Raw genomic sequence first — 14,577 nt, forward strand, 5'->3', positions numbered from 1 at the left:
CGCTATGAAAAAGGTCGAACCCGACACTGTCCTGCAGCCCACTGAATGGTGCGTGGCGCGGCCGCAGAAGGATGGTCATCTCTTTTACAACTCTCGAACCGACGAGATGCACCTGGTGCCGCCAACTGGCGTGCTCGTTTTCCACCTCTGTGATGGGTTGCGCAGTGTTAACGAGATCGAAGACGAGTTGGCCGGCGCGCTTGATAGCGATCGCGTCGCTGTTCACGGCGCATTGACTGAGTTCCTCGACAAGCTAGTGACCCGCGGCATTGTGGAGCCGGTCCATGCGCAGTGACCTGACGACAGGCGGCGGATTCCGACCTGACATGCCTTTCCATATGGTGTGGCTCGCCACTGACGCATGCACCGCCCGCTGCCTACATTGCTCGTCCAATTCGGCGAAGCGAAAATCGGACGAACTCGCAACTCCGGAGGTCATCGACCTGATTGATCAGCTTGCGGCGGCCGGTGTGGTCGACTTCGGTATCTCCGGCGGCGAGCCTCTTATACGTCGCGACCTATTCGAGATCATCGCGCATGCGAAATTACGCGGGATGTCGGTTGGCGTGGCCAGCAACGGGGCGAAGCTGCCCGAGCGCGTCGCCCGCAAGCTTGCCGATCTCGGCCTGAATCGGCTTCAGGTGAGCCTCGACGGTCTCCCGCACGCCCACGATGCTTTACGCCTCTGGCCCGGACTTTTCGATCGGGTGCTGATCAGCATCGCAACGGCCCGCCAAGTCGGCTTGCGCGTGCATGTCTGCTGCACGATCAACCGGCTCAACGTGGATCACCTCGAAGCGTTCGTCGAGCGTCTCGCTGGCTTCGACGTTCAGCGTCTGAACTTCTCGCGCTACGTGCCTACCGGTCGCGGGACAGACTCGCTGGATCTTACCGATGACGAGTGGCGCTTTGTGATCGAAACGACTAGCCGGCTGAAGGCCCACTACAAAGGCCGGCTCGAAATCGTCAGCCATCTTGCTCAGCAAATTCTTGTTGACGACGAGGTCACCGAAATGCCGGGCTTCATCGGCTGCCAAGCTGGTCGCGGACAGGGATGCATTACTGCGAATGGCACCGTGCTTCCCTGCGTCTTACTACCAGTAGCGGTCGGGAACGTCCGGCAGGCCACCTTTGCCTCGATCTGGAGCACGTCTCCGATCATTCGGTCGCTCCAGGACCGAGACAATCTTGAGGGCCGCTGCGGTTCCTGCGCGGTGCGGTCCCGCTGCGGTGGTTGCCGAGCTGTCGCGTTCGCCAAGACCCGCCGGCTTTTCGCCGCCGACCCACGCTGCTGGCTACCCGATCGCCGGGCCGTCGGCTGCGTTCAACACTGAGGAGGAGAGGAATATGGTACAGGAAATGACATTCGACCCAGAGGACGTTGTCACACGCTACTTTGAGTACATCCGGGAGTTGCGCAACGGACAACGAGAGGCTGTCGACAAGCTTGTCGATCTCTGGGATGACGAGGGAGTATTCGAGTTCGCGGGCGCACCGCCCGTCACCGGCACCTATAAGGGCAAGAACGCGATCCACGTCCTCTACAAAAATCGAGTTGCAGCCTGTGGAATGCCGCTATCCCTAGTCGGTGATAGCTCCTCGGCGTCGGCTCTCGCTGCCGAGATCGCGCTCGGCGTCGTGGATACGAAGGTCAATCGCATGCGAACACTTGTGCCAGGGCGGCCTACATCGAAGAGCAGGACGAACAGCCGTGGTCAACGCGTGGCCGTGGGTTGGACGACGGTGATCGGAACCGGGGACAAACGCGGGTTCGAGGTTACAGGCAACCACGCCTTCACGTTCATGGACGGGAAGATCAGCTTACTCAAGGTGACAGTATCACCTAAGGCAGAAGATACTCCCGGGCTTTCGCTTCAGGGGCTCGCCGTGGCAGACATTGGGCGTCTGTCCCTTGCTGCATGGGCTGTGGTTTAGGCGGCCGATCAGGCGTTCAGTTCTCGCTGCGGGTCCTATATCTGGCATGTTTGTCAGGTCCGATTCAGTCGGCTTCGGACCGCTGAGCCATTCGCTTGCTGCGCGTTCGTCAAAGCCTCCACGGCCGGGCTGCGTACGCTGCCAGTTCATTTTCGTGGCCGTCAGGTGCGGACCGGGTCCAGTTCGATGAAGACCATCATCGACCTTGTCTGCGATCGAGCCGCGAACGAGCTGTTCCCGGTTCCTGAGTACGCCATAGCCGGCCGCAGATGTCTTGCACAATTGTCGTTCCTTTGCGCATCGTCGATGGCAAAGGAACGACTTGGCTTGCGCGAGTTCAGGTCGGGCTGAATGCTGTCGCCTTTCCCGATGTCTATCTGGAGACAAGTTAGGTCTTGTGAACTGATGTCATTGCGCCGAGGGCCAGTCGCCAATATGTTTCAACTGCTGTTCAGGGAGGGGATGATGGTAGAGTTGAAGTACGGCGGATCTGAGCTTGGGCGAATAAACGCCAAGAGCAACCGCCGGAAGGTCGAGGCATACTGGCTGGGTTTTCTTGAAGGGGTTCTTGCCAGCGAATCCATTGAGAGCTTAGAGGTCGCTTCGATCCGCGCAGAAGCTGAGCAGTTCCTCCAGCTTTTTGGTGACGCCGACGCTGCCGATCTTATCCAGGACCTGGACACTGCATATAGTGACTACCACGGGGAAATTTTCGGAATCATCTCCGGAATCGTCGACTATCGGTTGAGACCGTTCTCCGAGAGCAGCCCAAATGACTGCTGCAACAGGTTCTTCGGCTTCTGTGCTGGGATCGCCTGCGACAATCGCCTGAAAATCAAGGAGGTCGAAAAGCTGATCGACCGCATCGACCAGAACTTCCAACTCCTCGAGGACGCCAGGATTGCGGCTTTGAAGGCGGTGGCCGTCGCGGCGATATCAGATGGGCACCTGTCGATGGAAGAAGAAGAAGACATCGGCGAATGGATAGTTCGATTGGTCGGCGATAGCTGCGCAGACACCGGGCTACCAACGTACGGGAGCACGCCATCCATAGACGGAGTTCTGAGAGACGCGAGCTTGTTGGTGTTCGAGAACGCGGGATTTGTAGTGACTGGTACCTTCAGCCTGGGGCCTAGAAAAATTATCGAAGGATGGATCGTGGAGCGGGGAGGAATGGTCTCCAGGAGCGTCTCTCGCAGCACCGACTACCTGATCGTAGCCGCCATCGCTTCGCGCGATTGGCTTCACAGTCATCAGGGAACTAAGATCATCGAAGCCCGGAAGCTTCGCGAGAGTGGCGGCCGCATACATTTCGTGGAAGAGCTTACTTTCCGAAAGGCGCTTGGCCTCTAGAACGGTTCTTTCAGCGGACGATCCAGTTCTGAACGACCGTTTGGAGCGGCTTTGCCCGTCAAGGACATGCGCCTCGATGTCCTTGAAAGAGCCAGACCAGTCCACTGGCGGTCGTCCTCTGAGAACGCCGCTTTTGACTACTGGCTTAAGGTCCGCAATGGTCGAAATGCTGCTGCTCGTTCAAGCGGCCCTTCCGCAATCGGGCGAGCGCTTATCGGATAGCCGTCGTTCAGCGGACGACCTCATCTCAGACATTCAGATACGGGTGAGCGCTCCCGAAAAAAGGACCTGCGAGGCGCCGACCAAGGCAGCATATTGGGGAGGCAAGACAGTTATTTCCCGGAGGCGTCAAGATGGAGAGTTCCATTGAGCGTGATTGCCGGCTCGATGGCTTTGCTTCGGCAGACATGGCTTGCGCAGGATGCTATGCGTGTGATGAACAATAAGCGGGGCCTCGGGGGGTATTGTGCGAATCGCTCGCGTTCATATCGAGAATTTTCGGGGAATTAAGCGGGCCGAGGTCCATTTTTCTGGAACATCTGTCCTGCTTGGTGACAATAATACGGGTAAATCAACAGTATTCGAGGGGATAGAACTCGCCATTGGTCCCGACCGATTGGCGCGTACTCAAGCCATCGACGAGCACGACTTTTATGGCGGTGACTATCTGCCTGTGGAAGGAGCGCCGCCAAAGCACATCGTGGTTGAGGTTGTCATCGCGGACCTCGATGAGCAGCACTGCACAAAGTTCCGCAACAATCTCGAGTTCTGGCGGCAGGCCGACCGCTCGCTCCTCGGGCCCGGCCAGGGCGCAAACCTAGGTCAGCCAGGGATAGAACCCGCGGTCCGTATCCGCTTCGAAGGTGACTACGACCCCGAGAATGATGATTTCACCGCCAAGACATGGTTCGCAGTGCCGCGGCACGAAGACGGCGCGCCCATCAACGAGTGCCGATCCAGTGACAAACGTGAGTTCGGGTTTCTTCACCTTCGCGCACTACGAACCGGAAATCGTGCGCTGTCGATGGAGCGTGGCTCGCTCCTGGACATCATTCTCAAAACCTACGAGGTCCGTACCCGCATGTGGGAAGGGCTGCTACGGCAGCTCCGCGACCTCGATGTCGTAGGCGCCAACGACCCCGAATTCGGCCGCATCCTGACCGCCATACGCGACGCCATGCGCGATATCGTTCCGGGTGAATGGGCCGATGCTCCTCATCTTCGCGTCTCAGAACTGACGCGCGAGGATCTCCGGCGCGTCCTGAAATCCTTCCTTGCGACGGGCGTACCCGGTTATGCAGCCCCCTTCCAGCATCAGGGGTCAGGAACAATCAATGCGCTGGTGTTAGCAATGCTGGGGCTCATCGCGGAGCGTCGCAACGGTCGCGTCATCTTTGCGATGGAGGAGCCCGAACTCTCGCTTCCGCCCCACGTGCAAAAACGTGTTGTCGACAAGGTCAGAGGCATCGCCGCTCAAGCCCTCTTCACTTCACACTCGCCCTACGTGATCGAGCAGTTCCAGCCGGAACAGATGATGGTGATGACCCGCAATGCAGCAGGGGTTCTCACCGCGTCAAATATCGCGCTTCCCGACAATCTGAAGCTCAAGACGTTCCGCGATGGTTTTCGTACGCGTTTTTGCGAGGCTCTCCTTGCACGTCGCGTCATCGTCGTCGAGGGTAAGACCGAACTCGTCGCCTACAGCGCAGTCGCCCGTCGAGCCGCTGAACTTGCGCCAGCGAACTACCAGCGGCTGGACACGCTCGGGTGGGTTCCGTTCGACGCGGGTGGTCAGACAGCGGTTCCCTCATTCGCCGCGTTCTTCCGAAGCCTGGGAAAGACCGTTGCCACTATCTTCGATCAGCAAGCCCAAGCCGAACGCCAAGCGATCGTCGCGTCCTGTGACGCGGCATTCGAACAGCCTTATGCGGGCTTTGAACACCTTCTTGCAGCCGAAGTATCGGTTCAGATGCAAGCCTGGTTCGTGCGCTTCTTCGTCGGCGCCGGTGAATGGCCCCAGGCTCTAAATAATCTCGTGCCGCCCCAAGGATCGCCAGATGAGACCTACCGCGCAGCCTTCATGGCCTTGTTCAAGCATAAGAAGGGGGACGACTATCTGACCGTCTTCTTCGATCAGTGTCAGGTCTGGCATTTTCCGCAAACAATGTTGGGTGTCATCACGGCGCTGAAGAATCTGGCCGCGCCCCCTCCGCCAATGCCGCCAGCACCAGCCAATATCTTCGGGTGATCGCAGTGGCGTTGGTCCTATGCGAACAGAGACAACGTCTGCTCCGCACAGAGGGCAACATTCTGGTTCGGGGTGGCGCTGGATCGGGCAAAACCACCATCGCGCTTGCCAAGGCATGTGCTGATCTCGATGGAGCTCGAATGGGGCCGTGGGGAAAGGCTCTTTTCCTCAGCTTCGCGAGAGCGACTGTGGCACGCGTTGCCGAACAGGCGACCGCCACGCTGCCCCGCGGACTAATGTCACGCATCGAGATCAACACTTATCACGGCTTCGCCTGGACGATATTGAAGAGCCACGGCTATCTCTTATGCGCCAAACAGGGAGTGTCTCTGCTTCTCCCGGCGCAGGCCCGGGCGCACCTCGCGGGTCTGGATGCCAATGCCCGACCAGCTCGGCAACGAGAGCTGTTCAGCACTAACGGCTTGGTTGCCTTCGATCTCTTCCCGACCCTACTGACCGAGCTATTCCGGGCAGTTCCGACGCTAGCGAGGGCTTACGCTAGAGCCTATCCCCTGATCATCGTCGACGAATTTCAGGACACAAATACCGAAGAGTGGCAGATGATCAGCCAACTCGGACAGCACAGCCGCCTCATCGCGCTAGGGGATCCCAAGCAGAGGATTTACGACTTCAAGGGCGCACACCCGCGCCGGTTCGATGAATTCATCGAGACCTTCAACCCCACGCTCTTTGATTTCGCCGGCGAGAACAATCGAAGTCCAGGCACGGCGATCGCGCAGTTCGCCAATGACATCATCGCGGGTGAATACACGGCTGCCGCCTATACAGGTGTCGCCGTCTCCCGATATCGCGGCCGCAGCCTTCGGCCGCTGAAACAAGAAATCCTCAGAGGCGTCGGCCGGCTACGCCGTAACGCCGATTGGTCTCTTGCGGTTCTCGTGCCAGCGAACGTCCTGGCGGTGAGCGTATTCGATTACATGGCCGATGCAGCCAATGGCCTTCCTGCATATCCGGTGGACATTCTGGTCGCGGCCGAGGGTCCAATGCTCGCCGCGGACTTGATTGCTCTTCTAATGGAGCCGCGCCCAAGCGATCAAAACCATGCCGCCGCGATACTGGACGGCTTGGCCGCATTCGAACTCGGGCGTACCGACGAGGCTTCTGCGACGGCGATTCGAAAGGCGCGCCGGTACGGGGAAATGGCCCAGGCCGCTCGTGCCCGGGGTCTGGACGCGCTCGGGGCTCGCGGTATCGGTCCGGGCGTTCGAAGCCTCTTGACCAACGTTGCGGCCGTCCAGCTGACCGGAGATCCCATGACGGATTGGCGCGCCATCCGCACCCAGCTCGATGCGAGCGACCGAGCTGAGTTCAAGGCCATCGCGAAGGAAGCCCGCCATATGCGGCTTCTAAGGCGCGGAGCCCAAATCGAATCGAAGTTCGCGGAGGCTTGGCGTACCCATGGGAGCTACAACAACGCCCGCGCCTTGCTCGCCGCGGCCGTTGTTGACGACCAATTCGCGGCGACCACCCGCCCACAACAGGGCGTCACCGTGATGACCATCCACAAGGCTAAAGGAAAGGAATTCGACGAGGTGATCGTCTTCGAAGGCCTGTTCTCGCGCTACGTCCAACGACCCGGCGCCGATGGCGAGCGGTCTGCCCGCTTCAACCTCCACGTCGCCGCCACCCGCGCTCGGCGCGCAGTGACCATCATGACGCCTGAAATCCAACCGTGCCATCTCCTTCCCTGAGGAAAGACCGTGACCGACAAGCCGCGCAAGCATCACTTTGTCCCACAATTCTGGATACGTCGCTTCGCTGGCGCTGACGGCAGGCTCTGGGCCTATGATCACGACACCGGGCGGATCAGCGAGCGCTCCTCGAAACAACTGATGCAGATCTTCAATCTGTACACGCTGCAACCGTCGGGTGCCGACGATACGACCCTGGAGACCGTCGACCTCAACAGGATCGACTCCGAGGGCAGCTCAATATTCGACCGCGTACTAAAAGGCGATCGTTCACAGTCCGCAAAGGAAGAGCTTGCCTCGTTTCTCGCCACCCAGGTTCTGCGCGACCCGGATGTCGTAACGTCATATAATCCGAGGGCCCAAGACCTGACCTTGAGCTTGTTAGAGGTGTTCGACGTCCCCGACTTTGATGCGTTCCGTCAGTGGTGGGAGGCCAAATATCCTGGCACCTTCGTCACTAAGGACGAATTCGAGCATATTCGCTCCCTAGGCCTGCGGGGCGCCGAGGATGCGCTGGAACTCATCATTATCGCACTTGATGCGACCGAAGGTTTGCCCGAGCTTCCGTTCACCGATGCAGTGCGAAGCCCCGATGGTCGCACAATCATTCGCGACAAGCTGCTGGGCCTCGACTGGACTCTGAAAACAGACCCTTCGGATCGTTTCATCCTGGGTGACGCAGGGGTGCTTTACAACAGAGGAGACGTGCAAAGCCTTTCGGCGCCCCTGTCTCGCGGCGCGGCCTTGTATCTCACGCCATCCGACAGCCCGAAGCCGGACATTTTGTCGGTCTCGGCGGCAGATCATGACGTCACAAATCTTAATCTCGAGAGCGCCGCCCGCTCGCGACGCTGGATCGTCGGCGAGCAAACGGAATTGGGACGGCTGAGGTCACAGGTTGGGAGCGGTCTGCTGCCGGATGGCCGTAAAACCTGAGCCGCAGCCCCGGACACTTTCGATTGCCGAAAGGCGCCAAGCTCATAATTCTCAACTAAGGTCCACAGCATGCCCTCTGACGTAAGACGCTCAATCATCAATCAGGACGTACTCCCCAAAAACTTCCCCACGAATCGTCATGCAGGAGCCTTCTGGGAGGCACTAGGGCGCACTGTCGCGACTTTTGGCTTTCTCGAGGAGACGATCGCTAAAGCGATTTTCGCGTTCACGGGCACCCGCGAGATTCCTGCGGACAAGATCGAGGCGGAGTTCGAGAAGTGGCTGTCAACCTTGCAAAAGGCGCTCAGCGATCCCTTGGGAGGTCTAATTGACGTTTACGGCAAGGCCGTGCGCCAGCATCCTGATGCGACACTTAGCAACCTTCAGGATCTTCTCGACGATCTGCGGAAAGCCGCCGAGCTGCGCAATGTGCTGTGCCATGGGTCGTGGCGCGTGCCGGACGCCGTAGGCCGATCAATCCCACACTACGTTGACCGCAAGAATCGTGTCTTCGAAACGCCGATCGATGTTGCCTATCTCGATCAGGTTCGCCAGCACGTCGTTGAACTCGCCTGCGCTGTAATAAATTCTGTGAGCCATATGGGTTGGCAGTTTCCGGGTTCGCAAAGCCTTGGAAAACAGATCTTTTGATAAGCGGAACGCCGGCTAACCGGCTCAAGTGTATTGTTAATCGCTACCGCGGGGTGATCGCTATGCCACTACGAGACGCCATTGAGCAGCGCTATCCCCATACCGGCGGACTCGTTCCCGCCATGCGCGAGCGGCTTATCAGCGTGTGTGAAGAGTATCTGGCGAACGGCTATGGCGACGGAAACGCCGAACAGCGGCTTAGCTCAGCCGATCTCCATATTTATTGGCAACAACTTTCTGAGGTTTTGCTTGCCCAACAGCTAACGGTGGCTGGCATCAAATTCTCACACCAAGCCGCAGGACCAGACTTCCGGATCGACGATAATGGTCGACGAATCTGGATCGAGGTTGTCACGCCGACGCCCGCAAATGTCCCCGCGGCGTGGCTCGCCCCGGCGGATAATGGCGTGCGCGATTTTCCTCATCAAGAAATCCTTCTGCGCTGGACTGCAGCGATCAAGGCGAAGGCCGACGTGTTGCTCGGTAATGCCGGTTATGTGGCAAGTGGCGTTGTAGCGCCAGAAGACTGTTACGTGATCGCGGTCAATGGCCGGCTCATGAGGGGGTATGATGGCGCGTTCGATGCGCTTTACGGAATCAGCCAATTCCCGTTTGCGGTGGAGGCGACCTTGGCTGTCGGCCCACTTCAAGTACGCTTTGACCGTGAGACGCTTGAAGCCTCAGAGCCGGAACACCAGCGCCGCTATGAAATTCACAAGCCCAAAGGACTACCTGTTCCGGCGGATACCTTCCTCGATGCGAAATTCGCTCCGATCAGCGCGATTTGGGCAACCGACATTGATGAATTCACACTTCTGGATCGGCCTGCAAAGATGGTCGCAGTTCACAATCCCGGAGCTAAACATTCAATTCCGGTCGGGTTTCTTCCCGCACATGATGAATATGTCGCCCAGATTCTCGACGAGAGTACCTACCAGCTTGATCGGATTGAGGGCCGAACAGCACCGCCTGAAGAGATTTCCGTTGTCGTAGATGTCCCTGCGTGAAGCCCTGATGATCTCCTGCCGTCCACGTCATTTGACCGCACCTTACACCCGCAGCTAAGGAGCTGAACGAAGCGCCGCTAGGAACGGCCGCTCTCGAGACTTTGCCGTCGCCTGGCCGCGAAAGAAATTGCGGCAATTGTGCCTAGCGCGACCTTCGGCCTACTGATGTCAGCTTCCAGGTGGAAGCAAAATTTGCTTCTACGGCTGACATGAGGCGCATTTCTGCCGTGCGGTCATAAGTCCTCCGATCACCGTAGCGGGTCAATCCATGGTGTTCGTTGGCACTTAGCGAGGCGAACTTTTCGCCGGTATGTTGACGGCCTTTACCGCTGCTATAGGCCCGTTTCCCTGCGGGCTCGACGAAAGCAATAACGCTCGCGCTGTTTTCCTGGCAGGTGTCTTTCTATTCCCTGGACGCAGGCCTTCAGCGCCTGGCTCTCAAGAAGGCTTCGGTGATCCGGGCGATAGCGAGCCTCTCATGCTCTGTACCTTTTCCGTCGGCATAGGTTACGAACTTCAGCCAATACCCGAGGCTGTCAAGCGCCGACGCGTCGCCGACAATCTGCCTGGCGGCAACGTCAACCATCTCCGGGGACGGCTCAATCTCGGAAAGCGCCGCGGCTGTGTCATTCTGAAGGATAGGATCGGGAGGAATCGCCAGCCGGTCCATTGTCGCTCCAACCATGGCCGCAAGTGCATCGATCTCGGGATCGACGATCCCATCCGATCTTGCGATCCACATCATCAACACGGCTGTCGCACGCGTGGCGGTCATCAGCTTCGATCTGATCTCGACTGAAATGACTGGAGCAGGGATTGGCTTCTCCAGTATGATTGTCGCACTAGGCGTTGGTGTAGTTCTTCGCTTTCGGCGCGGCAGGGCACCATCCGGCAAGGGAGGGGCCTCTCTGAGGTTTGTCGGCATATAGGCTGGCATTGCGCCGGCGGATGGCCGGGGAAGGCCCTGGAGCCACAGGAAGACCTCCATGGCCATCCATGCGTCCTCAAACGCTCCATGCGTCTTGTCCGCCCGAGCCAGACCGATTTGGGCCAGCACGGCGTTGAGCCCGGAGCGCCCGCCGATCTTCTGGCGAAAATCCTGCATGGTGCAGAAGAATGGCCGCCTGGAGAGCGGCGCTCCGGCAAGCTCAAATTCGGCTTCGACAAAACGTTGATCAAAACTGGCATTGTGAGCAGCGATCACTCCGCTCTCCTCAAATAGCTGCCTAATGTCGGCAGCGTGCATGTCGAAGGGATCTTGATGTCTTAGAAGCCAATCGGAATAACCGTGAACCTCTTCGGCGCGAGGATGACTTTTCCTGCCGGGATCGAAGATATAGTGCCCCAGCTGTAGATCGAGTTTTCCGGAAGGTAACGAGGCCGTTCTAAGCTGCACTAGACCGAGGCTGACAACACGATCGGAGCTGAAAAACCCTGTCGTCTCTACATCAACGAACAGCAGGCGCTCTGGTAGCTGCATAATCTGGTCCCCCGCGCAGGAGCATCAGGGAAATCACCGAATGGTGCAAGTCACCCCTTCAGCGCCGGCTGCAGACGATTGATGGGGAACCTTCGGACAGTATTTTAATTTGTCGGTCGCATTGCAGACGGGCCGAAAGGCCGGATGCCTCTCGGGGGAGATGCCAACAGTCCGGATGGCCCTAGTCGCCTTCGCGCTCCACCTTGACGACGACCAGATCGTCGGCCTCTTCATCGTACTCGTAGGCAATTCCGTCCAGCTTGACCCCGCCCTCGTCTGGCGGCAGGGCCGCCGCTCCGTCAGCATGGTCTTCACATGCGACGTATAGCATTTGCTTGTCGCGAAGACTTCCCGGCTTGCCGCAAGACTCGCAGAATCGATAGGAGCGCGAGTCTGCGAGTACCTCTGCCTTGTCCAGCGCCAGCCTAATCTCGGGGGTGACAATGCCCGCTGCCGTAGCTTCGATCCTCAAGCTCCCGTACTTCTCAAAAACCCGATCGAGGTTCAGTCGAGTGCCCACAGGCAATGCCTGGGCTATCTCACCGAAATATTGATCCAGAACCCGTTCCCAGCCGACACCGCACTGGAATGTCATCGTCCTCGGAATGAGGTCCGGATATTTCGCTTTCAGCCGGATAAAATCGGTCATTCGTCTGCCTGTCCAACGTGACCTCGATGCTTGCGCCCGAAGCCGTAGCAAACAGGAAGTGAAGGTTCCGTTCATCGGCGGATATCGCCAGACAGGTCAGCCGGCCAGAGGCATAGGCACCCGTGTCTATGGCGATCCGGTATGGCCTCGAGTCCGGCATGCTGTCCGACGTCGGGGTGTGGCCGTGCACGATGATGTGCGACAGCTGCCCCTCATGATCGAGGAACCTGTCCCGGATCATCATCAAGTCCTTTGGAGCCTGGTCTCCGATGGAACGGGAAGGATCGATTCCTGCATGAACATAAGCGAAGCGATCGTCGACGACGATCGGTGAAGCATCCGTCAGCGCCTGCAGGTGATGCGGATGGTTGGCGCGAAAGATCGTCGCGGCATCCCGGATCCTACCAACGGACAGGAGGCCATAGGACTCCATCGTCTGGTAGCCGCCGATCCGCATCAGCCATCTCTCGAACCTCTGCTCGTCAACATGGTCGGCGGTCATGAAGTCCAGGAAATAGGCGTCGTGGTTGCCCCGGATCAGCCGTGACAGTGGCCACCGAGCGAGGGTGTCGCAGACGAGATCCATCGCTTCACGGCTGCAAGGGCCGCGATCGACGATATCGCCGAGGAACAGCACCCGAGGTTCGACACCGGACGCATCTGCGTCTCCAGCGATCGCAGCAAGCAGGGATTCTAGGAGATCGGTCCGACCGTGGACGTCGCCGATGGCGTAGGTGGTATGAGGCAAGCGGGTTCCTTTCGGAGCGACGCTTACCGACAGGTCATTGGTTTTCTCTTAAATTCGCTTCGATGGCCATACGGATGAACAGTCCAGGCGAGCTGACTCAGCAGCGGCCGCCCCGGAACCGGGTGTTCATCTTTCCATGCTCAATATGCTTGACGATCACGATATGGGACGTGGCAGCAGATGAGCAATGCGCGGCAACCAATGGCGGAGGTTCGCGCGCGAATGAAGTTACGCGAAGAAGCCTATCTGGAAGACCGCCACCGAAAGGTGGCAATCGCCATAAACGAGAGTCTGGTAGTTAACGGGCCCATGCCATTTGCGGAGGCCTTGGCCCTGTTGAAGGCGTTCGATGAACAGCACGAGGGCGCTGAACACGAATCCGCTTCCGCCAGTCCGGGCGGCATCTGAGACAGGCCACGAGAACGGCTTGATGGCCCGCGTCTGGTGGTCCGCGGCACGACCGCTCCACCGCGTCGCTAGGTCACCGTTTCGCTCACAGCGATTGGAACGTCAGGTTTCAGGCAACTGCAAAAGGTACCCGCTACGGCCGATATCAGGCGTAAAGCAGCCATTCAGGATTAGGTCTGCGAAGGTCGCCTTCGGGGCATGGGCGCCTGAGTTACCTCTCAGAAGTATTGATCCAGAGCCCGTTCCCAGCCGGCTCGGCACTCGAAAGTCGTTGGTCGTCGGAATGGGGTCCGGGTATTTCGCCTCAGCCGGATAAAACAGTCTCTCGTCTGCATTTGCGCATGACCTTGATGCTTCCACCCGGGGAGATAGAGCGTCAATCTAAGCCTCGCGAAGAAGTCGCCACAGGCGTTGCGGCTGCTGTTCGTTCTCGTGCTCGGCAGCATTCCAATGGAGACGCCACAGGACGGCTGGGACCGAGTTTTTTGGGCGAGAAGCGCGCACTCGCGATCGACGTCTGGCTGCGCCACCCGGACGGTTTCCTATCAGGGGACAAGCGTGAGGTTCTGCGCGCTGATGGTCCTTGATCTTGTTGATCGAGGTGGAGGCAGCGATCACAACGAGAACCTGGTCGACGTCTTCCGTAAACGGCTGCCGTCAGGGCAGGCCGATTATTCTGTTGCCGTGTTCCGGGTCCAAGGGAGAACAGTCGCCATCTTCTCTTTGAGGTTTGACGTAAAGTTATGCTGTTTGACGCACCGTGCATGAGCGACATCAGGCAGCTGAAGCCCAGGAAGCGGCCGTAGATGGCGATGCTGACGGCTGCATCGGCTTGATCGCTGTTCTAGAGTCTGCTGTCTGGTTGTTCGATTGGGGTGTAGATCAGTACGAAATTATGGAAGCCGCTGTCGCAAACGTCCCGCGAGAAATGCACCCGGTTTCCTCGGTCCGCGTCGTTCCATGTCTTGGCTGAATACTTGCAGTCACCTTGGGAGCCACTGTTCTTCTCGGCTGGCGCTCCGTATTGATTCGAAAGTCGGCCTCCGATGAGCGAAGCGGTTTCGCCATCGGCAATCTCAAGGTAGACACCGCTTAACTTGTTGTCGGCAAAGTATAGCCAGAACGGGGCCTTGAATTCCGGAGCCGCGTAGATGCCATTCAGAAGCGCGGCGCCGCGGATTAGCGAGATAGCGTGCCCAGCTTGGTCCTCCGGCGTCGATTGGCTCAATGCGATCTTGCTCGATTTCAAAACCTCGTCTGGCGACTGCCCCCATCTGGTGAATTGCCAATCGGCGCGAGCCACCGTCACGGGAAGGATGGCGGCTAGCGCAAAACCACGGAAAGCTGCGGCAAATAAGCGTGAAGCCCTTTCCACCGATGTCCTCCCTCCATTGCCTCAAGTCTCAAGTTATCGGCGAGCCTTGGGCGTGTCGACTTCTTTGCAGCTTTG

Annotated in this window: 14 protein-coding genes; 10 read left to right on the top strand and 4 right to left on the bottom strand. The window is 58.6% G+C overall.

Annotation, left to right across the window (positions count from 1 at the left end):
- Positions 1-4: 4 nt before the first annotated feature.
- The 9 genes from FJ426_RS07695 to FJ426_RS07735 all read left to right on the top strand — a co-directional run bounded on the left by FJ426_RS07695 (position 5) and on the right by FJ426_RS07735 (position 9,842).
- On the top strand, positions 5-295 hold the full coding sequence (locus FJ426_RS07695) for a PqqD family protein (protein WP_140825121.1): 291 nt from the start codon (positions 5-7) through the stop codon (positions 293-295).
- Positions 285-1,334 (top strand): radical SAM protein, encoded by a 1,050-nt coding sequence (locus tag FJ426_RS07700; protein WP_140825122.1) that lies wholly within the window; start codon positions 285-287, stop codon positions 1,332-1,334. The genes FJ426_RS07695 and FJ426_RS07700 overlap by 11 nt, the downstream gene beginning before the upstream one ends.
- A gap of 13 nt (positions 1,335-1,347) precedes the next feature.
- Positions 1,348-1,935 (top strand): hypothetical protein, encoded by a 588-nt coding sequence (locus FJ426_RS07705; RefSeq protein WP_140825123.1) that lies wholly within the window; start codon positions 1,348-1,350, stop codon positions 1,933-1,935.
- A gap of 465 nt (positions 1,936-2,400) precedes the next feature.
- Complete coding sequence (locus tag FJ426_RS07710) at positions 2,401-3,288, top strand: BRCT domain-containing protein (RefSeq protein ID WP_181176928.1); 888 nt, start codon at positions 2,401-2,403, stop codon at positions 3,286-3,288.
- A 466-nt stretch (positions 3,289-3,754) separates the two neighbouring features.
- A complete protein-coding gene (locus FJ426_RS07715; protein ID WP_140825125.1) occupies positions 3,755-5,536 on the top strand; it encodes an AAA family ATPase in 1,782 nt (593 codons plus the stop codon).
- Positions 5,537-5,541: 5 nt separating this feature from the next.
- On the top strand, positions 5,542-7,248 hold the full coding sequence (locus FJ426_RS07720; RefSeq protein ID WP_140825126.1) for a UvrD-helicase domain-containing protein: 1,707 nt from the start codon (positions 5,542-5,544) through the stop codon (positions 7,246-7,248).
- 9 nt (positions 7,249-7,257) lie between these two features.
- Complete coding sequence (locus FJ426_RS07725; RefSeq protein WP_140825127.1) at positions 7,258-8,184, top strand: DUF4238 domain-containing protein; 927 nt, start codon at positions 7,258-7,260, stop codon at positions 8,182-8,184.
- Positions 8,185-8,253: 69 nt separating this feature from the next.
- Positions 8,254-8,835: a hypothetical protein gene (locus FJ426_RS07730; RefSeq protein WP_140825128.1), complete on the top strand. Its 582-nt coding sequence runs from the start codon at positions 8,254-8,256 to the stop codon at positions 8,833-8,835.
- Positions 8,836-8,897: 62 nt separating this feature from the next.
- Positions 8,898-9,842 carry a hypothetical protein gene (locus FJ426_RS07735; RefSeq protein WP_140825129.1) on the top strand — a complete coding sequence of 315 codons (945 nt, stop codon included), beginning with the start codon at positions 8,898-8,900 and terminating at the stop codon, positions 9,840-9,842.
- Positions 9,843-10,266: 424 nt separating this feature from the next.
- On the opposite strand, the gene FJ426_RS07740 is transcribed toward FJ426_RS07735, so the two are convergent.
- The 3 genes from FJ426_RS07740 to FJ426_RS07750 form a co-directional block, all read right to left on the bottom strand.
- Complete coding sequence (locus tag FJ426_RS07740; protein ID WP_140825130.1) at positions 10,267-11,322, bottom strand: 3'-5' exonuclease; 1,056 nt, start codon at positions 11,320-11,322, stop codon at positions 10,267-10,269.
- 181 nt (positions 11,323-11,503) lie between these two features.
- Positions 11,504-11,653 (bottom strand): hypothetical protein, encoded by a 150-nt coding sequence (locus FJ426_RS31285; RefSeq protein WP_181176929.1) that lies wholly within the window; start codon positions 11,651-11,653, stop codon positions 11,504-11,506.
- Between the two features lie 208 nt (positions 11,654-11,861).
- Positions 11,862-12,719, bottom strand: coding sequence for a metallophosphoesterase (locus tag FJ426_RS07750; protein ID WP_181176930.1), 858 nt, complete (start codon positions 12,717-12,719; stop codon positions 11,862-11,864).
- 222 nt (positions 12,720-12,941) lie between these two features.
- Here FJ426_RS07750 and FJ426_RS07755 point away from each other — a divergent pair, with 222 nt between their 5' ends.
- Complete coding sequence (locus tag FJ426_RS07755; RefSeq protein ID WP_140825133.1) at positions 12,942-13,127, top strand: hypothetical protein; 186 nt, start codon at positions 12,942-12,944, stop codon at positions 13,125-13,127.
- Positions 13,128-13,971: 844 nt separating this feature from the next.
- Here the strand turns inward: FJ426_RS07755 and FJ426_RS07760 are convergent.
- Positions 13,972-14,502 (bottom strand): nucleoside phosphorylase, encoded by a 531-nt coding sequence (locus tag FJ426_RS07760; protein ID WP_140825134.1) that lies wholly within the window; start codon positions 14,500-14,502, stop codon positions 13,972-13,974.
- Positions 14,503-14,577: the final 75 nt, after the last annotated feature.

This window comes from Mesorhizobium sp. B2-6-4 (assembly GCF_006441495.1).
Classification (GTDB): Bacteria; Pseudomonadota; Alphaproteobacteria; order Rhizobiales; family Rhizobiaceae; genus Mesorhizobium.